Genomic DNA, 20,773 nt, shown 5'->3' on the forward strand with positions numbered 1-20,773 from the left:
GGATTCCGCGGCATCACCGCGACGACGCCGGGTTGCGTCAGGTCGAGCCGCCCACCGCTCGCACATCCGGGCAGTAGGGAGCGCGCAGTAATTAGGTGGGTTCCGGCGGGCGTGTCGCGGTGTGGTCGGCTGTGAGCGTGTAGTTCCAGTCGCCGTGGAACTCGTGACGGTGCAGCTGGGTTGCTTCGAGGGCGGCGATCTGCTTGTCGGTGATCTTGATACCGCGGTCGTAGGTGGTGGTGTCGAGTACCGCGTTCACGGTCAGTCCGGTGGATGTGGTTGTTGCCCTGAGAGTTTCGATGACTACCTCGTGGGATTCCAGGGGTCGTCCGCGCCAGTTGCGGCTGATCGCGGAGAACAGCCGGTGTTCGATCTTGTTCCATTTGGAGGTGCCGGGCGGCAGGTGGCAGACCGTGATGTCGAGTCCGGCCTCGGCGGCGAAGGCGGCGAGTTCGGTTTTCCACAGCCGCAGCCGGGATCCGTTAGAGCCACCGGAGTCGGCGGTGATCAGCAGCTTGTCCGAGCCGGGATAGTTGATGGCGCCCATCGTGGTCCACCATCGGCGGATCGATTCCACGGCGAACGCGCCGGTGTCGGCGTCGGTGCCGACGTTGACCCAGCCGGTGTTGGCGGCGATGTCGTAGACCCCGTAGGGGGCCACCTTGCCCAGCGCCTTGTCGGCGAAGTCGTGCACCTTGACCGGGCGCGGTGACCCGGCGGGCTCCCATTCGCGGCCAGCAGCTTTGTAGTTGCCGACGAGTTCTTTCTTCTTGGTGTCCACGCTGATCACCGGGTCCCCGTCGGCCTGGAATCGTTCGACTTGGGTGTTGAGATAGCCGAACTGGGCATCCCGATCCGCATGCTGGGCGCCTTCGATGGTTTTCGAGTTCGCCTGCAGGCTGTAACCAGCCTGTTTGAGCAGCTTGGCCACCGTCCGCGCGGACACCCGATGCCCCCTGGCGGCCAGCTCGGCAGCCAGCTTCGCCGTCGATTTGGTCGTCCACCGCAACGGCGACTCCGGATCGCCCCGCGTGTCCGGATCCACCAGCGCGTCAAGCGCGGCGACCAGATCAGGATCGCTCACCGTCATCGGCGGGCGCCCCGCACCGGGCCGACGCACCCGCCCCGGAATCGGTTCGTCGTAATCCAACTCGCGCACACCCTGCGCCACGGTATCCGGATGCACCCCACCAGCCGCTGCGACCAGCTTGATCCCGCCACGGCCCAGCACCTTGGCCTCCGCGCCGAGCAGCAACCGCCACGCCCGCTCGTCCAGATGCGGGTGGATCAACGACAAACGGGCGGCAACCGGATCGGAGTCCACAGAAGGCAGCGTCATACCACAAGTGTGGACAAACCAAACAGAAAAACCTAATCAATTACTGCGCGAGCCCGTAGTGCACCGGGTTGTCGCGGTCGTCGACCGGCGGCAGGTTGCGCGCAGGCGTGTGCACCAGCGGCGCGTCGGCCGGGATGCGGCCGGCGGCACGGTCCCACCCGGCGCGGGCCCGCGGATGCTTGCGGTAGCGCCACGGCACGACCGCAAAGACCAGCCGCACGATCTCGCCGAAGCGGCGGTGCAGCCACTCGTCGGCACGCGACCAGGAGTATCCCATCAGCTCGCGCACCGGCGGATCGTAGAGGCCGACCGTCAGCCAGACGAAGAACGGCCCCAATAGTTTTCGTTGCGCCGCCCACAACCGATCCGGCATCCATTGCGCGAACGGTGGTTTGGGCAGCGCCGTCAAGTCCAGCACGGACCGCGCGGCCCCGTTGTCCTCCAGCACCTCGCGACACATGCGGTCACAGTAGAGCTGAAACTCCGCCCAGGTCTTGGGCACCGGGCGCATGCTCATGCCGTACATCGCATACCACACTACGTGTTCGTCGAACAGCTGCCGTTTCTGTGCCTCGGTGATGCCGCCGCAAAACCGTTCGGCCACAATCAAAGTCCCGACGAAGAAGGTGGCGTGCGCCCAGTAGAAGACATCGGGGTTCAGCGCATGGTAGCGCCGGCCCCGGGCGTCGACACCCTTGATGTCGGCGTGGTAGTCGCGCACCTCGGCGCCGGTCACAGGTGCCCGGTCGCCGTCGAACACGACGCCGCCGATCGGGTACAGCGATCGCAGCAGCCGCGGCCAGCGTTCCCGGAAGAACGTCGAGTGCTCCTCGACCGCCGCGCCCAGTTGCGGATGCATGTTCTGCATGGAACCCGCCCACGGTCCCTGCAGCAGGCCGCGCCAGTCCCCGAAGTAGCGCCACGTCAGCGAATCCGGGCCGAGCGGCGGCGGTGCGTCGTACCCCAGCGGTGACACCGGACACCCGGCCGCCACGCCGTCGCCGCCCGCGCTGGTCAGCGGGCACGCCGCGGACGTATCTTGAGTCACTGATCTCCCGTCGGGTGCAGTCACTGTGACTACACGTGTTGTCACGCGAGTTTAGGAGTTCCTGTGTCGTCCGGTCAACGAGCGGGCCGCTGGTCGGGCGTCCCGCTGCAGGACCGTCAGGCGGTGCGCCGCGACCACCTCGTCGCCGCCGGCGTGCACCTGCTCGGCGACGAGTGCGGCCCCGCGGTGACGGTCCGCGCGGTCTGCCGCCAAGCCGGGCTGACCGAGCGATACTTCTACGAGAGCTTCGCCGACCGCGACGAATTCGTGCGTGCCGTCTACGACGACGTCTGCACCCGGGCCGTGTCGGCGCTGGCGTCGGCGAGCACCCCGCGCGAGGCCGTCGAGCGATTCGTGGCTCTCATGGTCGACGATCCCGTGCGCGGCCGGGTGCTACTGCTGGCGCCGGGGGTGGAGCCCGTATTGACCCGCTCCGGCGCGGAATGGATGCCCGGCTTCATCGACCTACTGCAGCGCAAGCTGACCCGGATCAGTGATCCGACGAGGCAGACCATGGTCGCGACCAGCCTGATCGGCGGCCTGACCGCCCTTTTCACCGCATATCTCGACGGTCGCCTGGCCGCCCCGCGAGGGGTGTTCATCGACTACTGCGTCGACATGCTGGCCAGCCACGCAGCGACGGAGGACACAATCAACCCCCGCGGCGCGCCGCCGGATGCTTGAATGCTACCGGGATACACAGATATATTGACTGCAACCAATCGACACAGATACCAATCGACACCGATACCAATCGACACCGATAACTATCGACACCGATAACTGGAGTGGCTATGTCGTCGGACCTCACCGACCTGCAGCTGTTGCGCGAACTCGAGCCCGTCGTCGAGCAGAACCTGAACCGCCACCTGAGCATGCACAAGAACTGGAACCCGCACGACTACATCCCTTGGTCCGACGGGAAGAACTTCTACGCGCTCGGCGGGCAGGACTGGGAGCCGGGCCAGTCGCAGCTCTCCGACGTCGCCCAGGTGGCCATGGTGCAGAACCTGATGACCGAGGACAACCTGCCGTCCTATCACCGCGAGATCGCGATGAACTTCGGCATGGACGGCGCCTGGGGACAGTGGGTCAACCGGTGGACCGCCGAGGAGAACCGGCACGGGATCGCGCTGCGGGACTACCTGGTGGTGACCCGCGCCGTCGACCCGGTCGAGCTGGAACTGCTGCGCATGGAGGTGGTGAACCGGGGGTTCAGCCCGGGCCAGAACCAGCAAATTCGAGAAGACCTGTTCGCCGAAAGCCTCTTCGATTCGATCATCTACGTCACGTTCCAGGAGCTGGCTACCCGGATTTCGCACCGCAACACCGGCAGGGCGTGCAACGAGCCGATCGCCGACCAGCTACTGGCCAAGGTGTCGGCCGACGAGAACCTGCACATGATCTTCTACCGCGACGTCAGCGATGCCGGTTTCGAGATTGCGCCCAACCGGGCGATGGCATCCCTGCACAAGGTGCTGCGCAACTTCCAGATGCCCGGCTACCAGGTGCCGGAGTTCCGCCGCAAAGCCGTGATGATCGCCGTCGGCGGCGTGTACGACCCGCGCATCCACCTCGACGACGTCGTGATGCCCGTGCTGAAGAAGTGGCGCATCTTCGAGCGTGAGGACTTCACCGGCGAAGCTGCCGCGTTGCGGGACGACCTGGCTGTGCTGATCAAAGAGCTCGAAACGACGTGCGACAAGTTCGAAGTGTCCAAGCAGCGACAACTCGACCGGGAAGCCCGCACGGGCAAGAAGGTCACCGCGTACGAGCTGCATCGGACCAAGGGCACCCTGTCGCTGAGCCGGCGGTAGCCGCAGGTTGCGTATCGGTCCGATCGCACTCGCCAGCCCGGTGGTGCTGGCCCCGATGGCGGGGGTCACCAACGTCGCCTTCCGCACGCTGTGCCGTGAGCTCGAGCGGGCCAAAGTCGGCACCGTCAGCGGGCTCTACGTCTGCGAGATGGTGACCGCCCGCGCCCTCGTCGAACGCCATCCGGCGACCATGCACATGACGACGTTCGCCGCCGACGAGTCCCCGCGATCGCTGCAGCTCTACACCGTCGACCCGGCCACCACGTACGACGCCGCGAAGATGATCGCCGACGAAAGCCTGGCCGACCACATCGACATGAACTTCGGCTGCCCGGTGCCCAAAGTCACCCGCCGCGGCGGCGGCGCGGCGCTGCCGTTCAAGCGGCGGCTGTTCGGGCAGATCGTCGCGGCGGCCGTGCGCGCCACCGAGGGCACCGCCATCCCGGTGACCGTCAAGTTCCGGATCGGCATCGACGACGCCCACCACACCCACCTGGACGCCGGCCGGATCGCCGAATCCGAAGGCGCGGCCGCGGTCGCGCTGCACGCCCGCACCGCCGCGCAGCGCTACTCCGGCACCGCCGACTGGGATCAGATCGCCGCGCTCAAGCAGCAGGTGCGGACTGTTCCGGTGCTGGGCAACGGGGACATCTTCGACGCCAGCGACGCACTGGCCATGATGGCCGCCACCGGCTGCGACGGCGTTGTCATCGGCCGGGGCTGCCTGGGCCGGCCGTGGCTGTTCGCCGAGCTCTCGGCGGCGTTTACCGGCAGCCCGGCGCCGGCCCCGCCGACGCTCGGCGAGGTCGCCGACATCATCCGCCGGCACGGAGCCCTGCTTACCTGGCATTTCGGCGAGCACAAGGGCATGCGGGAACTGCGCAAACACACCGCCTGGTACCTGCACGGCTTCCCCGCCGGATCCGAGTTGCGACGGGCCCTGGCGCTCGTCGACAACCTCGCCGAGCTCGACTTCTTACTGGGCAAACTCGACGCCACTATTCCGTTCCCGGCGGCAGCCGCCGGTCCGCGCGGCCGGCAGGGGTCGCCGGCCCGGGTGGCCCTGCCCGACGGCTGGCTGGCCGACCGCGACGACTGCACGGTACCGGCCGGGGCCGAGCTGATGAGCTCGGGTGGCTGAATCGAAACGATCTCGACATCGCGTTTGTGTGACCGGCTGGCTACGATATGGGTCTTGGTGCGCCGGAGTCCGGGCGGTGGCTCTTGGCGCACAGGCCGCACGAGCGGTGTACGACGACGCGACCGCCCTGGTCGTGAGCGTTCGGATCGCGCCACGCAAGCAATCACGAGGATCCGTGTACCAACGCAGCACCGGATTGCAGCAGCAGATTGCAGCAGCAGATTTTGGAGGCCGGTAAGACATGAGTGACGGCGACAGCGGTGGCCACAGCGCCGCGCCCGGTCGTCCGCACGCCGGCAGCAGTACAGACGCGGGGATCGGCCCCGGTCCGCGACGATCGCCGAGCGTCGCGCCGTGGGAGCGGTTCGGCACGCCGACGGCAACCGCGGTTGCGGTCCAGAACCGCTGGTCACCCCCGCTGGCCGGGCAGATCACCGCCGATCACGAGCCCACGGCCGGGGATCGCACCGACGGGGTGGTCACCGTCGCCGAACTCATCGCCAGGGTCGGGGGGCCGACGGCGACCAAGCCCTGCCGTCATCGCGCGGACCCGCAGGCCTACGGCTCCGAGCTGCCCAACCTCGACCTGCCGCGGCCGCCGCGCACCACCGGCGAGCCCGCCTCCGCACGCAACGGCGAGGTTCGACAGGCCCGCCGGGCGCAGCCGGCGCGGATCGCCGGCGACCCCGACCCGGCCGGTCCGCCCGCACCGGCACCGGTCCGCCGGCACCGCGGCATGGTGGTGGCGGGGCGTTCGGCGGCGGCCCTGATCGCCGCGCTGGCGTTGGCGTTGACCGGCGCGGGTTGGCAGTGGAGCAGCACGAAGAACAACAGGCTCACCAAAATCAGCGCGCTGGACCCGCAGTCCCACGACATCGTCGACCCGGTGGCGCAGTACGGGGACGAGAACTTCCTGATCGTCGGCATGGACACGCGCGCCGGGGCGAACGGCGCGATGGGTGCCGGCGACACCGACGACGCCGGGGGCGCCCGGTCGGACACCATCATGCTGGTCAACATCCCGGCCAGCCGCCAACGCGTCGTCGCGGTGTCGTTCCCGCGCGACCTGGCGATCACCCCGATCCGCTGCGAGGCCTGGAACCCCGACACCGGGGCCTACGGGCCCCTCTACGACTCGGATACCGGGTCGTATGGCTCTCGGTATGTCAGCACCGAGACCAAGCTCAACTCCACGTTCGCGTTCGGCGGGCCGAAGTGCCTGGTGAAAGAGATCCAGAAGCTGTCGGGTCTGAGCATCAATCGCTTCATCGCCACCGACTTCGCCGGCTTCGCCTCGATGGTCGACGCGCTCGGCGGGGTCGAAGTGTGCACCACCGCCCCGCTGTGGGACTACGAGCTGGGCACCGTGCTGGCCCACACCGGGCGGCAGACCATCGACGGGACGACGGCGCTGAAATACGTGCGCGCCCGCAGCATCACCACCGAGAACAACGGCGACTACGGGCGCATCAAGCGCCAGCAGCTGTTTCTGTCGTCGCTGCTGCGTTCGCTGATCTCCAAAGACACTTTCTTGTCGCCGAGCACGCTCAACAACGTGGTCGACATGTTCATCAGCGACAGCTACGTCGACAACGTCACGACCAAAGACCTCGTCGACCTCGGCCAGTCGGTGCAGGGGGTGTCGGCCGGGCACATCACCTTCGTGACCGTGCCGACGGGAATCACCGACGAAAACGGCGACGAGCCGCCACGCACCGCCGACATGCGGGCGCTCTTCGACGCGATCATCAACGACGACCCCCTGCCGGGCGAGAACGACCGGAACGCGACATCGAGCCCGGCCACGACATCACCCTCCACGCCACCGCAGGCCAGCCGGAGCGCGAAGACCCGCCCGAAGTCGGTCCGGGCCGTCACGACCTCCCCGGAGAACGTCACCGTGCAGGTCTTCAACGCCACCGGCACGACCGGGCTGGCCGCCGTCGCCACCGACGAACTCCAGCAGCAAGGCTTCCGGGTCAAGACGCCGGACGACTACCCGAGCTCGCTGAAAGCCACGACGGTGTTCTTCTCGCCGGGCAACGAACAAGCCGCGGCGACGGTGGCGGCGGCGCTGACCGACGCCAAAGTCGAGCGGGTCACCGGAACCGACGACATCATCCAGGTGGTGCTCGGGCCCGACTTCTCCCGGGTCATCGCCCCGCCGCCCACCGGCTCACCGGTGAGCGTGCCGATCGACCACAACACCGGCAGCACGTCGGCCAAGCTTCCCGACGACCTGACGCTCACCAACGCCGCCGACACCAGCTGCGAGTAACGCCAGCGCCCAGGAAGATTCAACGGCATTTCAGACGGCGCGCTATGTCGTGTTCACGGGCCGAGAACGTAGGCTGGACATCATGCGGACCGCCTACCAGGAGCAACTCACCGGGCTGTCCGAGCGGCTCGGTGAGATGTGCGGGCTGGCCGGCGCCGCCATGGAGCGGGCGACACAGGCCCTGCTGCAGGCCGACCTGGTGCTGGCCGAGCAGGTCATCTCCGACCACGAGAAGATCGCGACGCTCAGTGGCCGCGCGGAGGAAAGCGCCTTCGTTCTCCTGGCTTTGCAGGCACCGGTCGCCGGTGACCTGCGGGCGATCGTGAGCGCCATCCAGATGGTCGCCGACATCGACCGGATGGGCGCGCTGGCTCTGCACGTCGCCAAGATCGCCCGACGGCGTCATCCCCAACACGCGCTTCCCGAGGAGGTCAACGGGTACTTCGCCGAAATGGGCCGATTGGCAGTCGATTTGGGCAACAGCGCGCAAGAGGTGGTGCTGTCGCGCGATCCGGAGAAGGCGGCGCGGATCCGCGAAGAAGACGACGCGATGGACGACCTGCACCGGCATCTGTTCAGCGTGCTGATGGACCGGGAATGGAAGCACGGGGTGGCCGCCGCGGTCGACATAACTCTGCTGGGCAGGTTCTACGAGCGTTTCGCCGACCACGCGGTGGAAGTCGCACGCCGGGTCATCTTCCAGGCGACGGGCCAGTTCCCCGACGACATGCTGCCCCCGTCGGAGTAGGCCCGGGGTCAGCCGAACCGGCCGGAAATATAGTCCTCGGTGGCTTTTTGGGTCGGGTTGGAGAAAATCCTCTGGGTGTCGTCGATCTCCACCAGCCGGCCCGGCCTGCCGACGGCCTCCAGGTTGAAGAACGCCGTCTGGTCGCTCACCCGGGCGGCCTGCTGCATGTTGTGGGTGACGATGACGATGGTGTAGTCCTGCTTGAGCTCGGCGATCAGGTCCTCGATCGCCATCGTCGAGATGGGGTCCAGCGACGAGCACGGCTCGTCCATCAGCAGCACGTCGGGTTGCACGGCGATGGCCCGGGCGATGCACAGCCGCTGCTGCTGGCCGCTGGACAGCCCGCCGCCCGGCCTGTCCAGCCGGTCCTTGACCTCGTCCCACAGGTTGGCGCCGCGCAGCGAGTACTCGGCGATGTCGTCGAGGACCTTGCGGTTACGTACCCCCTGCAGCTTCAGGCCGGCCACCACGTTGTCGCGAATCGACATGGTAGGAAACGGGTTTGGTCGCTGGAACACCATCCCGATCGCCCGGCGCACACCGACCGGGTCGATGCCGGAGGCGTAGATGTCGTCGTCGTCGAGCAGCACGGTGCCCTCGACACGGGCGCCGGGAATGACTTCGTGCATCCGGTTCAGGGTGCGCAGCACCGTCGTCTTGCCGCAGCCGGACGGTCCGATGAAGGCGGTGACGCTGCGGGGCAGCACCGACAGCGACACGTCGGCGACGGCGTGGAACGGCCCGTAGTAGATGTTGACCTCCTTGAGGTCCAGCCGCTTAGCCAACGAAGCTCCTGTGTCCCGGTTGCAGGGTTTTCGCCACCACCCTTGCCCCGACGTTGACGAGCGCGATCAGCAGGATGAGTGTGAGCGCCGCACCCCACAGGCGGTCGGTGGGAACGGGGTTTCCGCCCGCACCGGCCAACGTCTGGTCGTACATCATGCCAGGCAGCGATCCCATGAAGCCGGAGAAGATGTCGAAGTTCATCGCCTGCGAGTAGCCGACCAGGACCAGCAGCGGAGCCGTCTCACCCATCACCCTGGCCAAGGCCAGCATGATGCCCGTGACGATGCCGGACAGACCGGCCGGAATCACGATACGGGCAACGGTTTTCCACTTCGGCACACCCAGCGCGTAGCTCGCCTCGCGCAGATCCGCCGGCACGATCCGCAGCATCTCCTCGGTCGCGCGCACGATCACCGGCAGCATCAGCAAGACCAACGCCAGTGACACCACCAAACCGGATCGTCGCAGACCCAGGGTGGCCACGCACAGTGCGTAGACGAACAGTGCCGCCACGATGGAGGGCACGCCGGCGAGGATGTCGACCATGAAATTGGTGAGCCGACCCAACCGGGTACCGCCGCCGTACTCGACCAGGTAGATGCCCACGAAAACACCGACCGGAATGGCGATCGCCGCGCACACCGAGCCCTGCAGCAGGGTGCCGACGAGCGCGTGGTAAGCACCGCCGCCGACCACGAACGCCGTCATGTCGGCCTGGGAGTGCGTCCACCACACGCTGGAAGCGATCACGTGGAAGCCCTTGGCGGCCACCGAGTACAGCACCCACAGCAGCGGCGCCAGCGCGACCGTCACCGACATCGTCACCAGCACCGTCGCAACGGTGTCGGCGACTCGGCGCGCACGGCTGACCCCGGCGAACGTCCGCGGCTTGACCGGGCGGTCCAGGATCGAGGTCATCGGTTTCTCCTGCCGGCGACCGCGGCCCGTGCCAGCGCGTTGACGACGAAGGTGAGCAGGAACAGCACCAGACCCGCGGCGATGTAGGCGCCGGCCGTGTATTGGTCGTCGAATTCCGATGCGGCGGAAGCGATCTTGGTGGCGAGGGTGTAGCCGCCGTCGAACAGCGACCCGCCGAAGGCGCTCTGGGTGCCGCGCAGGATGATCAGCAGCGCGACCGTCTCCCCCAGGGCGCGGCCCAACCCCAGCATCGCGCCGCTGACGTAGCCGGAGCGGCCGAACGGCAGCACGGTCGTCTTGACCACCTCCCATCGGGTGGCGCCGAGTGCCAGGGCAGCCTCGATGTGCTCCTGCGGCGTGTGGACGAACACCTCGCGGGTGACCGCGGTGATGATCGGCAGGATCATCACCGCCAGCACGATCCCGCCGGTGAAAACGGTCCCGCCGCCGGCAGCCGCGACGTTGCCGGTGGCGAACAGGAAAAACCCACCCAGGTGGGTGTTGAGCCAGATGGCGACCGGTTGCAGCCGCGGCGCCAGCACGTACAGGCCCCACACCCCGTAGATGATCGACGGCACCGCGGCCAGCAGGTCGACCGTGTAGGCCAGCGGGCCGGCCACCCGCCGCGGCGCGTAGTGAGCGAGGAATATCGCGACGCCCAGCGCTGTCGGCATCGCCAGCACCAGGGCGAACACCGCCACCGCAACCGTGACCTGCAGCATGTCGTGGATACCGAAACGCATCGCCGGGGTGCCGGTGGTGACCCAGTTGCCGCCGTAGCCGATGAAGTTGACGGTGTCGCGTGCCAGGGCCGGCGTCGCCCGCCGCCACAGGAACACCCCGATGGCCGCGACCAGCACCACCATCAAGATCCCGGAGCCCTGCGACACGCCGCGAAAGATCCGGTCACCCCGACGTGGTCCGCCGCCGGCCCGCAGCGGATTCGGCCTTGTCACTGTGATCCCATCGGTCGGCGCGGCGATCGATCACTCGATGGCGCTGATCGCCGCGATCAGTCGCTGCTTGAACTTATCTGGCAGCGGGATGTACCCGGCCGCCGACAGGGCGGTCTGGCCGTTGTCGGCGGCCACCGTCAGGAACGATTTGACCGCGGCGGCGGTGTCGGGGTCATAGCCCTTGGAGCAGACGATTTCATAGGTGGCCAGCACCAGCGGGTAGGCACCCGGTTTTGTGGTCGCGTACATCGAGTTCGCGTCGAGCACCAGGTCGTTGCCCTGACCCGCGAAGGTCGCGGCCTCAATCGCCTTGCGGGCCGCGTCGTCGGTGAGCGCGACGCCGCCGCTGCCGCTGTCGATCTGGGCGAACGGCAGCCCGCCGTGGTCGGCGAAGCCCTTCTCGACGTAGCCGATCGCGCCGGGCGTGGACCGCACGGCCTGCAGCACCCCGGCGGACTTCTGAGCACCCTCGCCGACACCGCCGTGGAACTCGCTGCCGGCGTCTTTGGTCCAGCTGTGCGGGGCGGCGGCGGCCAGATATCTCTGGAAGTTGTCGGTGGTGCCCGACGAGTCTGCGCGGTAGATCGGCGTGATCTTGAGCGCGGGCAGGACGGCGCCCGTGTTGAGCGCGGCGATCGCGGGGTCGTTCCAGGCGGTGATCACCCCGCTGAAGACCTTGGCCAGCACGTCACCGCTGACGACGAGCGTGCCGACGTCGGCCAGGTTGTAGATCAGGGCGACCGGGCCGAACACCAGCGGCAGGTTCCACGCGGGGTTGCCGTCGCAGCGCTTGGCCGCCGGCTCGGTCTGCCCGGCGGCCAGTGGTGTGTCCGAGCCGGCGAACTCAACGTGGCCGGCGATGAACTGCTCACGGCCGGCGCCGGAGCCGGTCGGGTTGTAGGACAGGTTTTTGCCCGGGCACAGCCGGCCCCATGCCTGGTTGAACAACCCGATCGCGTTCTGCTGGGCGGTCGAGCCCTCGGCGGTCAGGTCGTTGCTGCCGCCGCAGTCGACGGCCGGATTTCCCGGGGCTCCGGGGATGTTGCTGTCGCTGCCGCAGGCCGTCGGCACCCAGCCGGCGATCACCGTGCCGGCGATGAACGGGATCACCACCGTCGGGAGGTTCACCCGTTTCTCGCTTCCCGATCCGCGTCCGCCGGCTGTGGGGCCGTGACGGCAGCGCTCGCATAGGCGGTGTCGACGCTGTACTCGCTGAAACCCAGACGCCGATAGGTGTGCAGCGCCGCCGCATTGTCGGACTCCACGTACAGCATCACCGTGGGCTGGGCGGCACACGCCAGCCGTCGCGCAAGGTGTGCGACACCGAACGCGGTCAGGGCGGCGCCCAGGCCGCGGCCCTGCGCCGACGGATCGACGCCCACGACGTAGACCTCGCCCAACCCGGGCTGCTCGGAATGCACTTTGGTCCAGTGGAATCCGAGCAGCGTGCCGGCCTCGTCGAAGGCCAGGAACAGGCCCTGCGGCTCGAACCAGCGCTCACCGCGCCGCTCGGCCACGTCGGACGGTGTCCAGCCGCCCTGTTCCGGGTGACCGGCGAATGCCGCGTTGTTGACCCGCACCAGGTCGGCGTCGTCGGCGGGCCCGGCGTAGCTGCGGATGACCACCCCGGCGGGAATCGCCGGTTCGGCGACGCTGGTCAGCGAACGCCGCATCTGGATCAGCTCGCGTACCGGGCGCAAACCCAGTGCCGACGCCGTGGCCTGCGCCGGCCCCAGCGTTCCATGTGCCCAAAAATAGTTTTTACCAACGGTTTTCGACAGTGCAGCGCGGGCCATTGCAGCACCGATACCTCGTCGGCGGGCCCGGGGATGCACCACCAGTTCCGCCGTGCCGCGCTCGTCGCCGTGGGCTGCGGCGAGGTTCAGGTAACCGACGACGGCGCCGCCGCGGTCCGGCTGGGCGACCACCAGGTGCTCGGTACGAGGGAGGGCCAGCTCGCGCAGCACCTGTTCGCCGACCGGTGCCACACCATCGAATTCGCCTGCCGCGCAGACGAGTTCATGCACTTTCTGCTGCTCGTCCGCGGTCAGTGCCGAGCGCCAGCCGGTCACTGTCGCAGCGGATCGACCAGTGGCGGGCTGATGTCCGGCTCAGGCTCGGCGTCCTCGACGGCATCCTCGTCGCCACCGGGCGCCCGGCCGCGCACCGGCCGGATCGCTTTGTAGCCCACGTTGCGCACCGTGCCGATCATCGACTCGTACTCGGGCCCGAGTTTGGCCCGCAGCCGGCGCACGTGCACGTCCACGGTCCGGGTGCCGCCGAAGAAGTCGTATCCCCACACCTCGTGCAGCAACTGCGCGCGGGTGAAAACCCGACCGGCGTGCTGCGCCAGGTATTTCAGCAACTCGAATTCTTTGTAGGTCAGGTCCAGCGGACGTCCCCGCAGCCGGGCGGTGTAGGTCGCTTCCTCGATCACCAGCTCGCCCAGGCTGATCTTGCCCGCGTTGTCCGGGTCGCTGCGACCGCCCCGCCGGCCGACGACCAGTCGCAGCCGGGCATCGATCTCGGCGGGCCCGGTGTTGGGCAGCAGAATCTCGTCGATCCCCCAGTCGGTGGTGATCGCGACCAGCCCGCCTTCGCTCACCACCGCCACCAGCGGGATCGCCCGGCCGGCGGTGCCCAGCACCCGGCACAGGCCGCGCGCCGACGACAGGTCGGTGCGCGCGTCGATGACCACGACGTCGGCGCTGCCGGCCTCCAGCAGCGACGACACGTCTGCAGGCGCTGTGCGCACGGTGTGGGCGAGCAGCGACAACGACGGCAGGACCGCGTCGGGGTGTGGCTCCGCGGTCAGCAGCAGCAGATCCAAATGAGCCCCTCCGGCATCGAAAGGCATCTCCGCGCATCACGGCGACATGTGGAGTTAGCGACCAGGACATCTAACGATAACGTGCCACCAGGTGTTTCGCGCGCCGACGAGGCGGCCGCCGGCGGCGCGGTGGGCCACAATATGCGGGTGCGCAGGGTGCTGATCGGTGTGGCGGGACTGATGCTGACCACCGTGGTCGTGTTCGTCGGAGCTGTCGGCGCCGACTTCGGGGCCACCATCTACGCCGAGTACCGGCTGTCACGCTCCGTGCGGGCTGCCGCCGGCCTGGGTTCGGATCCGTTCGTCGCGATCCTGGGCTTCCCGGTGATCCCGCAGGCGATCCGCGGTCACTACGACGAACTGGAGATCAAGGCCAACGCGGTCGACCACCCCGTCGTCGGCAAGGCCACCCTCGAGGCCACCATGCACGCGATCGACCTGTCCGGGGCATCGTGGCTGATCGGGCCGGATGCGACGCTGTCGGTCGGCATGCTGGAAAGCCGCGTCATCATCGACTCGCTACACCTCGGCCGCTACCTGGGCATCACGGATCTCATGGTCGAGGCGCCGCCGGACGAGACCAACGACGCAACCGGCGGAACCACCGAGTCCGGGATTTCCGGCAGCCACGGTCTGGTGTTCACCGGCACGCCGAAATCGGCCCATTTCGACAAGCGGGTCAGCGTAGCGGTGGACCTCGTTATGGCCGGCGACGACCGCACCACCCTGGTGCTCACCGCCACCGATGTGTTGACCGGGCCGGACACCGCCAACCAGCAGGTTCCCGACGACAGGCGAGGCGCGGTGCTGGCCGCTTTCACCAGCCGGCTGCCGCACCAGAGGCTCCCGTTCGGGGTGGCGCCGACCATTCAGGGCGCGCGGGGTTCGGACGTCATCGTCGAAGGCATCACCCACGGAGTAACGATCACGCTCGACGGGTTCAACCAGCCGTGACGACGGCATTCGTCGCGATCGGCGCCGCCCTGATACTGGCGGCCGTCACCGGGTGGCTGCTGACCCGCCGGGACGGGATCGTCCGGGCAACCGAGCGCGGGTCGGCCGCCGACCTTGACACCAGCGACCTCGGCCTGTCCCACGCCGGGCCGACCGTCGTGCATTTCAGCGCGAGCTGGTGCGCGCCGTGCGACCGGGTGCGCCGCGTGGTGGCCGAGGTCTGCGACGGCCTCGGCGCGGCGCACGTGGAAATCGACATCGACGCGAATCCGGCTGCTGCGCGGCGTCTTTCCGTCCTGTCGTTGCCGACGACGTTCATCTTCGACGCCGAGGGCCAACAGCGGTACCGCACCGCGGGTGTGCCCAGGCCGGACGACCTGCGATCGGCGCTGACCCCGCTGTTGGCTTGACCCCGGCACGATTGGGTACGCTGGGCGGCGTGTCCGCCCGCTTGGAGCTTGTGCTCACCAAGCGCCGCGCAGTCGATCTGTGCCGCACCGCGGGTTCTTGCTGTTGTCCTAGCTGCTGAGTAGCGGCGTCTTCTCGCACCGCGCTCGGAGCAGCCGTTCTGGCGTGCCTCCAGCTATGCCCGTCCTACGCCCGTCGACACCAGGAGCAGCTCCGTGTCCACTCCATCACCGCAAACCAGCACCACCGAGCAGGTGGACGTCCGCGGGCCGCGGTTCGTCGCCTGGGTCACCACCGCCGTGCTGGTGGTCACCGTGATTGTGTCCGCCTACAACACCGCAGCGGCGGCCGTGCTGCTGAGTCTGCAGGCCGCTGTCTTTGCGATCGGTGCCGCGGCCGGGCCGCGACGCCACCCGTACGGCCTGGTTTTCGCCAGGGTCGTGGCACCCCGGCTGGGTCCGGTCGCCGAGCGGGAGCCGGTGCCGCCGCTGAAGTTCGCCCAGCTGGTCGGGTTGGTCTTCGCCGTCGCCGGCGTGGCGGGGTTCGCCGCCGGCCTTGACCTCGTCGGCGTGACAGCCGCCGCGACCGCGCTGGCGGCGGCCGTCCTCAACGCGGCCTTCGGCATCTGCCTGGGCTGTCAGCTCTACCCGCTTGTGACGCACGTGCGTAACCAACCGAAAGGATCCACACCATGGCACGCTCCGACGTCCTAGTCTCCGCCGACTGGGCCGAGAGCAATCTCGACGCACCCGGCGTCGTCTTCGTCGAGGTGGACGAGGACACCGGCGCCTACGACGGCGGCCACATCCGCGGCGCGGTCAAGCTGGACTGGCGCACCGATTTGCAGGAGCCGGTGCGGCGTGACTTCGTCGACGCCGCACAGTTCTCCAAGCTGCTCAGCGACCGCGGCATCGCCAACGACGACACCGTGGTCCTCTACGGCGGCAACAACAACTGGTTCGCCGCGTACGCGTACTGGTACTTCACGCTGTACGGCCACGAGAAGGTCACGCTGCTCGACGGCGGCCGCAAGAAGTGGGAGCTGGACGGCCGGCCGCTGTCCGGCGACACCGTGAAGCGCCCCGCGACGTCGTACTCGGCCAAGGCACCCGACAACTCGATCCGGGCGTTCCGCGACGAGGTGCTGGCGGCGATCAACGTCGCGAACCTGGTCGACGTCCGCTCCCCGGACGAGTTCTCCGGCAAGATCCTGGCGCCGGCGCATCTGCCGCAGGAGCAGAGCCAGCGCCCCGGTCACATTCCCGGCGCGATCAACGTGCCGTGGAGCAAGTCCGCCAACGAGGACGGCACCTTCAAGTCCGACGAGGAGCTGGCCACGCTGTACGCCGACGCCGGTCTGGACGGGTCGAAAGAGACCATCGCCTACTGCCGCATCGGCGAACGCTCATCGCACACCTGGTTCGTGCTGCGCGAGCTGCTCGGGCACCACAACGTCAAGAACTACGACGGCAGTTGGACGGAATACGGCTCCCTGGTGGGCGCCCCGATTGAGTTGGGAAGCTGAAATGTGCTCTGCACCAAAGCAAGGACAGACCTTGCCGGCCGGCGTCGACCTGGAGAAGGAGACGGTGATAACCGGCCGGGTCGTGGACGGCTCCGGCCAGGCGGTGGGCGGCGCGTTCGTGCGGCTGTTGGACTCCACCGGCGAGTTCACCGCCGAGGTCGTCGCGTCGGCCACCGGCGACTTCCGGTTCTTCGCCGCACCCGGGTCGTGGACGGTGCGCGCGCTGTCGTCGATCGGAAACGGCGACGCGGTGGTGACGCCGTCGGGTGCCGGAATCCACGAGGTCGACATCAAGGTCGCCTGACCGCTTCGCCCCGGGCGCGGCCCGGCGACGAACTAGACTCGTCGCCATGGCGCTGTTCTTCGAGTTCATGCTGGTCGCAGCCGTCGTGGTGATCACGGGGTTCGCGCTGTATGCGCTGTACCGGCTGATCACCGACGAGTCGTGACCTCGGGCGGGGAGCCCGGCGGGCGGAGTGACCGCGCAGTGGCCGCGGCGGCGGAGCGCGCGAAGACGACCGCGGCCCGCAACATCCCGGTTTTCGACGATCTTCCCGTCCCGCCCGACACCGCGAACCTGCGCGAAGGCGCCAACCTGCACGACGCGCTGTTGGCGCTGCTGCCCCTGGTGGGGGTGTGGCGCGGTGAGGGCGAAGGCCGCGGACCGCACAGCGACTACCGGTTCGGTCAGCAGATCGTCGTCTCCCATGACGGCGGCGATTACCTGAACTGGGAGGCCCGGTCGTGGCGGCTGACCGAGTCGGGCGGATACCTGGGACTTGGCCTGCGCGAGACGGGGTTCTGGCGCTTCGTCGACGACCCGACCGACCCGACCGAGTCGCAGGCTATCGAGCTGCTGCTGGCGAACTCGGCCGGCTACGTCGAGCTGTTCTACGGGCGGCCGCGCACTCAGTCGTCGTGGGAGTTGGTCACCGACGCACTGGCGCGCAGCAAGTCCGGCATGCTGGTCGGCGGCGCGAAGCGGCTCTACGGCATCGTCGAGGGCGGGGATCTGGCCTATGTCGAGGAACGCGTGGACGCCGACGGCGGGCTGGTGCCGCATCTGTCGGCGCGGCTGTCTCGCTTCGCGGGGTAACCGGCCCTCGATACGGAGCGGACATAGCGGGGACACGGCACGCAGATGGAGCGGCCCCCGAGCCGTGCGTGCCGGTTGGACAAACCGGAGGCTCGGGGGCCGGGTGGCTGCGGGGAATTCGCCAGCAGATGCTGCCGGTTCTTTCCAGCCTGGCGCTGCTTAGCGCGCAGCCACCTCACATGTCCATAGCGCTATCAATGTCGCGGACCACCTCCTTTCCTGTGTACGGCTGACCGTACTCGCGTCGGCGGCGCGTCGACAACCGAATTCAGCGGTCGCTGACAACCGCGGCGTCGACCAGTCCGGCGAACTCCGCGGCCATCGGCGCCGGCGGCAACGCCCGGCCGTCGAGGGTGTGCACACGAGCCGCCAGAGTCATCGCCGATACCAACCAAATCCCCTGGGCGGCAATGAGATCGGTAACGCGCAGGGCGCGGTAGTCGCAGTCGTGACCCTTGGCGCGGGCGACCGCGAAGAGGGCCTGCTGTGTGGTGCCGCGCAGGATGGGGTACCAGGGCGGCGGCGTCAGCAGACACAGATTGTCGCCGGCCTCTCCCGGACGGCCGGTCGCGATCACCACCGTCGAGCGCGGCCCCTCCAGGATGTAGCCGTCCGAGCTGACGAAGATGACGTCGCCGGCGCCGTGTCGTGCCGCGTGGCGCAGCGCCGCCATGTTGACGGCGTAGGACAGCGTCTTGGCGCCGGGCAGCAGCCAAGGCATGGTCTCGACCCCGGTGGCGGGCAGCCCGCGGGGCAGTGTCAGCGCGGCCACGCCGTCGCGGCGGGCGGCAGCCACCCGATCGGCGACCGGGCTGACGGTGACGTAGGCGGTCGGCGCCGAGCCGCCTTCCCGACCGCGGCTGTACACCAGCCGCATGGCGCCCTCGTCGGCGGTGTCCGCCGTCCATCGCCGCGCCGCGACGTCGACCGTGTGCCGCCACGCCGGCAGGTCCGGCTCGGGCAGGTCCATCAGCCTGGCGGAGTTGGCCAACCGTCCCAGATGGGCCTCGACCAGGCAGGGGCCGCCGTCGCGGACCAGCAGCGTCTCGAAGACGCCGTCGCCGCGTACGGCGGCCAGGTCGTCGGCGAACAGTAACGGCGTCCCGGGTTCACGCAGGTCGCCGTCGAGCGTGACGACCACGCTCGGGTGACCTGTCATGGACCAGAAGCCTAATCCGCTGCGGGCCGGCGGCCGCTCTCAGCGCCGTCGGCGCGCTGGCGTCAGTTCCGTAGCGCGACAGGCCCGTAGAGTTGGTGTGTGACCGCGGTTCCCGCCCCCGACTTCGGACCCGATGCCGGCGTGCCCTGGCATTACGGCGACCCGCTGGGTGAACAGCGCGCGGCCGAGACCGACGCCGTGCTGGTCGACCGCTCGCACCGGGGTGTCCTCACGCTGACCGGCGGGGACCGGCAGACCTGGCTGCACAGCATCTCCACGCAGCACGTCAGCGCGCTCTCCGACGGCGCGAGCACCGAAAACCTCAGCCTCGACGGGCAGGGGCGGGTCGAAGATCACTGGATCCAGACCGAGCTCGGCGGCGTCACCTACCTCGACACCGAGCCGTGGCGGGGCCGGCCGCTGCTGGACTACCTGCGCTCGATGGTGTTCTGGTCGGACGTGACGCCCGGCTCCGCCGACCTGGCGGTGCTCTCGCTGCTCGGTCCGCGGCTCGGTGAGCGCCGTGTGCTCGACGCGCTGGGTGTCGGCGCCCTGCCGGGTGATGCTGCCTCAGCGGTGGCCGGCGGCTTCCTGCGGCGCAGGCCCGGCGCCCGACCGGATCGGGTCGAGCTGGACCTGGTGGTGCCGCGCGGCGAGTCGGCCGACTGGCAGCGCCGGCTGGCGCAGGCCGGGGTGCGGCCGGCGGGGGTGTGGGCCTACGAAGCGCACCGGGTGGCGGCCGTGCGGGCGCGGTTGGGCGTGGACACCGACGAGCGCACGATCCCGCACGAGGTGGGCTGGATCGGTGGGCCCGGCCAGGGTGCGGTGCACTTGGACAAGGGCTGCTATCGCGGGCAGGAAACCGTCGCGCGGGTGCACAACCTGGGCAAGCCGCCGCGGATGCTGGTGCTGGTGCATCTGGACGGCTCCACGGACCGGCCGTCGACAGCCGACGCGGTGCTGGCCGGCGGCCGCAGGGTGGGGCGGCTCGGAACCGTGGTCGACCACGTCGAGCTGGGTCCGGTGGCGCTGGCTCTGCTCAAGCGGGGATTGCCGGCCGACACTGCGCTGGTGACAGGCCACGATGGCCAGGTGGCGGCGGTCATCGACGCCGACTCGCTGCCGGCGCCCGATGAGGCTGGCGCCGGGCGGGTGGCCGTCGAGCGGTTGCGCGGCTTCTCCAGATGAGGGGCCAGATGAGAGGCCCGATGAGAGGCCCGATGGGGGTGCCGACGGCGGGCAGGGGGCGCCACCGCCCGACCAGGCGGCACGGTAAGCTGTCGCCAGGAAAATAACGACACGACTGATCGGAGCCGCCTACTTGTTGGGCCGCTCCGTTATTGCGCGAGGGGGTTCCCCCATGGGCCGCGGCCGGGCTAAGGCGAAGCAGACCAAAGTTGCCCGAGAACTGAAGTACAGCTCCCCGCAGACCGATTTCGACCGGCTTCAGCGCGAGCTTTCCGGCTCGGGGGGCGACGACGGCCTCCTCGACGGCGACGACCGGTTCCCGGACGACCCGTGGGACGACGACTGACGCTTTTGTTAGCAACCGGCAATCGACCCCCTTGCTGGCGGCAGCTGAAAACCACATCCGACGGGTGGCGTGACGGTCGACTGGGCGTCCTGTGCGTCGACTGTGCATCCATGGCGGCCCGGTGCGTCGAGTGTGCGTCCAGGGCGACGACACGCCGATGAGCTCCGCCCTGTGCGCACACTGAAATCCCTGAGCGCACACTCGATGCCGGAGTCCCGCGATCGACGGCGGCGGAC

Annotated in this window: 21 protein-coding genes and 1 pseudogene; 13 read left to right on the top strand and 9 right to left on the bottom strand. The window is 68.8% G+C overall.

What is annotated here, in order from left to right:
* Positions 1 to 133: 133 nt before the first annotated feature.
* A pseudogene (locus ABDW21_RS10820) lies at positions 134 to 1,339 on the bottom strand (ISAzo13 family transposase); the annotation flags it as partial.
* A gap of 40 nt (positions 1,340 to 1,379) precedes the next feature.
* On the bottom strand, positions 1,380 to 2,387 hold the full coding sequence (locus ABDW21_RS10825; protein WP_343601251.1) for an oxygenase MpaB family protein: 1,008 nt from the start codon (positions 2,385 to 2,387) through the stop codon (positions 1,380 to 1,382).
* Between the two features lie 63 nt (positions 2,388 to 2,450).
* On the opposite strand from ABDW21_RS10825, the gene ABDW21_RS10830 reads away from it, so the two are divergent.
* The 5 genes from ABDW21_RS10830 (at position 2,451) to phoU (ending at position 8,371) form a co-directional block, all read left to right on the top strand.
* A complete protein-coding gene (locus ABDW21_RS10830) occupies positions 2,451 to 3,071 on the top strand; it encodes a TetR/AcrR family transcriptional regulator (protein WP_343601252.1) in 621 nt (206 codons plus the stop codon).
* A gap of 110 nt (positions 3,072 to 3,181) precedes the next feature.
* A complete protein-coding gene (locus ABDW21_RS10835; protein ID WP_343601253.1) occupies positions 3,182 to 4,204 on the top strand; it encodes an acyl-ACP desaturase in 1,023 nt (340 codons plus the stop codon).
* Positions 4,205 to 4,211: 7 nt separating this feature from the next.
* Positions 4,212 to 5,345 carry a tRNA dihydrouridine synthase DusB gene (gene dusB / locus ABDW21_RS10840; RefSeq protein ID WP_343601254.1) on the top strand — a complete coding sequence of 378 codons (1,134 nt, stop codon included), beginning with the start codon at positions 4,212 to 4,214 and terminating at the stop codon, positions 5,343 to 5,345.
* A gap of 241 nt (positions 5,346 to 5,586) precedes the next feature.
* Positions 5,587 to 7,623 (top strand): LCP family protein, encoded by a 2,037-nt coding sequence (locus ABDW21_RS10845; RefSeq protein WP_343601255.1) that lies wholly within the window; start codon positions 5,587 to 5,589, stop codon positions 7,621 to 7,623.
* A gap of 82 nt (positions 7,624 to 7,705) precedes the next feature.
* Complete coding sequence (gene phoU, locus ABDW21_RS10850; protein ID WP_343601257.1) at positions 7,706 to 8,371, top strand: phosphate signaling complex protein PhoU; 666 nt, start codon at positions 7,706 to 7,708, stop codon at positions 8,369 to 8,371.
* A gap of 8 nt (positions 8,372 to 8,379) precedes the next feature.
* Here the strand turns inward: phoU and pstB are convergent, their stop codons facing one another.
* Genes pstB through ABDW21_RS10880 form a run of 6 tightly spaced genes read right to left on the bottom strand, consistent with a single transcriptional unit; the run spans position 8,380 to position 13,861 of the window.
* Positions 8,380 to 9,156: a phosphate ABC transporter ATP-binding protein PstB gene (gene pstB / locus ABDW21_RS10855; protein WP_343601258.1), complete on the bottom strand. Its 777-nt coding sequence runs from the start codon at positions 9,154 to 9,156 to the stop codon at positions 8,380 to 8,382.
* On the bottom strand, positions 9,149 to 10,075 hold the full coding sequence (gene pstA / locus ABDW21_RS10860) for a phosphate ABC transporter permease PstA (RefSeq protein ID WP_343601259.1): 927 nt from the start codon (positions 10,073 to 10,075) through the stop codon (positions 9,149 to 9,151). Before pstA ends, pstB begins: the two co-directional genes overlap by 8 nt.
* On the bottom strand, positions 10,072 to 11,037 hold the full coding sequence (gene pstC / locus ABDW21_RS10865; protein WP_343601272.1) for a phosphate ABC transporter permease subunit PstC: 966 nt from the start codon (positions 11,035 to 11,037) through the stop codon (positions 10,072 to 10,074). The genes pstA and pstC overlap by 4 nt, the downstream gene beginning before the upstream one ends.
* A gap of 24 nt (positions 11,038 to 11,061) precedes the next feature.
* A complete protein-coding gene (gene pstS, locus ABDW21_RS10870) occupies positions 11,062 to 12,102 on the bottom strand; it encodes a phosphate ABC transporter substrate-binding protein PstS (RefSeq protein WP_343601273.1) in 1,041 nt (346 codons plus the stop codon).
* 53 nt (positions 12,103 to 12,155) lie between these two features.
* Entirely contained in the window at positions 12,156 to 13,103 is a 948-nt protein-coding gene (gene mshD, locus ABDW21_RS10875; protein ID WP_343601260.1) for a mycothiol synthase, read from the bottom strand.
* Positions 13,100 to 13,861 carry a response regulator transcription factor gene (locus ABDW21_RS10880; protein ID WP_343601261.1) on the bottom strand — a complete coding sequence of 254 codons (762 nt, stop codon included), beginning with the start codon at positions 13,859 to 13,861 and terminating at the stop codon, positions 13,100 to 13,102. The genes mshD and ABDW21_RS10880 overlap by 4 nt, the downstream gene beginning before the upstream one ends.
* Positions 13,862 to 14,002: 141 nt before the next feature.
* On the opposite strand from ABDW21_RS10880, the gene lmeA reads away from it, so the two are divergent.
* From lmeA to ABDW21_RS10910, 6 genes are all read left to right on the top strand, one after another.
* Positions 14,003 to 14,815 carry a mannan chain length control protein LmeA gene (gene lmeA / locus ABDW21_RS10885; protein ID WP_343601274.1) on the top strand — a complete coding sequence of 271 codons (813 nt, stop codon included), beginning with the start codon at positions 14,003 to 14,005 and terminating at the stop codon, positions 14,813 to 14,815.
* Positions 14,812 to 15,225, top strand: a complete 414-nt coding sequence (locus ABDW21_RS10890) for a thioredoxin family protein (RefSeq protein WP_343601262.1) — start codon at positions 14,812 to 14,814, stop codon at positions 15,223 to 15,225. The genes lmeA and ABDW21_RS10890 overlap by 4 nt, the downstream gene beginning before the upstream one ends.
* Positions 15,226 to 15,438: 213 nt before the next feature.
* Positions 15,439 to 15,936 (top strand): DUF4395 domain-containing protein, encoded by a 498-nt coding sequence (locus ABDW21_RS10895; protein WP_343601263.1) that lies wholly within the window; start codon positions 15,439 to 15,441, stop codon positions 15,934 to 15,936.
* Positions 15,915 to 16,748 (top strand): sulfurtransferase, encoded by an 834-nt coding sequence (locus ABDW21_RS10900; RefSeq protein WP_343601265.1) that lies wholly within the window; start codon positions 15,915 to 15,917, stop codon positions 16,746 to 16,748. The genes ABDW21_RS10895 and ABDW21_RS10900 overlap by 22 nt, the downstream gene beginning before the upstream one ends.
* A 1-nt stretch (position 16,749) precedes the next feature.
* Entirely contained in the window at positions 16,750 to 17,052 is a 303-nt protein-coding gene (locus ABDW21_RS10905) for a DUF1416 domain-containing protein (protein ID WP_343601267.1), read from the top strand.
* 141 nt (positions 17,053 to 17,193) lie between these two features.
* Positions 17,194 to 17,844 carry an FABP family protein gene (locus tag ABDW21_RS10910; protein ID WP_343601269.1) on the top strand — a complete coding sequence of 217 codons (651 nt, stop codon included), beginning with the start codon at positions 17,194 to 17,196 and terminating at the stop codon, positions 17,842 to 17,844.
* A 268-nt stretch (positions 17,845 to 18,112) separates the two neighbouring features.
* On the opposite strand, the gene ABDW21_RS10915 is transcribed toward ABDW21_RS10910, so the two are convergent.
* A complete protein-coding gene (locus tag ABDW21_RS10915; protein WP_343601276.1) occupies positions 18,113 to 18,985 on the bottom strand; it encodes an aminodeoxychorismate lyase in 873 nt (290 codons plus the stop codon).
* Between the two features lie 117 nt (positions 18,986 to 19,102).
* Here ABDW21_RS10915 and ABDW21_RS10920 point away from each other — a divergent pair, with 117 nt between their 5' ends.
* The gene (locus tag ABDW21_RS10920; RefSeq protein ID WP_343601270.1) at positions 19,103 to 20,191 is read left to right on the top strand and encodes a folate-binding protein YgfZ; all 1,089 of its coding nucleotides are present in this window, start codon (positions 19,103 to 19,105) and stop codon (positions 20,189 to 20,191) included.
* A 172-nt stretch (positions 20,192 to 20,363) separates the two neighbouring features.
* Positions 20,364 to 20,537, top strand: coding sequence for a DUF3073 domain-containing protein (locus ABDW21_RS10925; RefSeq protein WP_343601271.1), 174 nt, complete (start codon positions 20,364 to 20,366; stop codon positions 20,535 to 20,537).
* Positions 20,538 to 20,773 lie beyond the last annotated feature (236 nt).

Source organism: Mycobacterium sp. (assembly GCF_039583805.1).
GTDB lineage: Bacteria > Actinomycetota > Actinomycetes > Mycobacteriales > Mycobacteriaceae > Mycobacterium.

What these genes read in the sequence shown, in the direction of transcription:
- ABDW21_RS10835 (WP_343601253.1), top strand. Translation starts at nt 3,182, where the DNA reads ATGTCGTCGGACCTCACCGACCTGCAGCTGTTGCGCGAACTCGAGCCC.
- ABDW21_RS10845 (WP_343601255.1), top strand. Translation starts at nt 5,587, where the DNA reads ATGAGTGACGGCGACAGCGGTGGCCACAGCGCCGCGCCCGGTCGTCCG.
- phoU (WP_343601257.1), top strand. Translation starts at nt 7,706, where the DNA reads ATGCGGACCGCCTACCAGGAGCAACTCACCGGGCTGTCCGAGCGGCTC.
- pstA (WP_343601259.1), bottom strand. Translation starts at nt 10,075, where the DNA reads ATGACCTCGATCCTGGACCGCCCGGTCAAGCCGCGGACGTTCGCCGGG.
- lmeA (WP_343601274.1), top strand. Translation starts at nt 14,003, where the DNA reads ATGCGGGTGCGCAGGGTGCTGATCGGTGTGGCGGGACTGATGCTGACC.
- ABDW21_RS10900 (WP_343601265.1), top strand. Translation starts at nt 15,915, where the DNA reads ATGGCACGCTCCGACGTCCTAGTCTCCGCCGACTGGGCCGAGAGCAAT.
- ABDW21_RS10905 (WP_343601267.1), top strand. Translation starts at nt 16,750, where the DNA reads ATGTGCTCTGCACCAAAGCAAGGACAGACCTTGCCGGCCGGCGTCGAC.
- ABDW21_RS10925 (WP_343601271.1), top strand. Translation starts at nt 20,364, where the DNA reads ATGGGCCGCGGCCGGGCTAAGGCGAAGCAGACCAAAGTTGCCCGAGAA.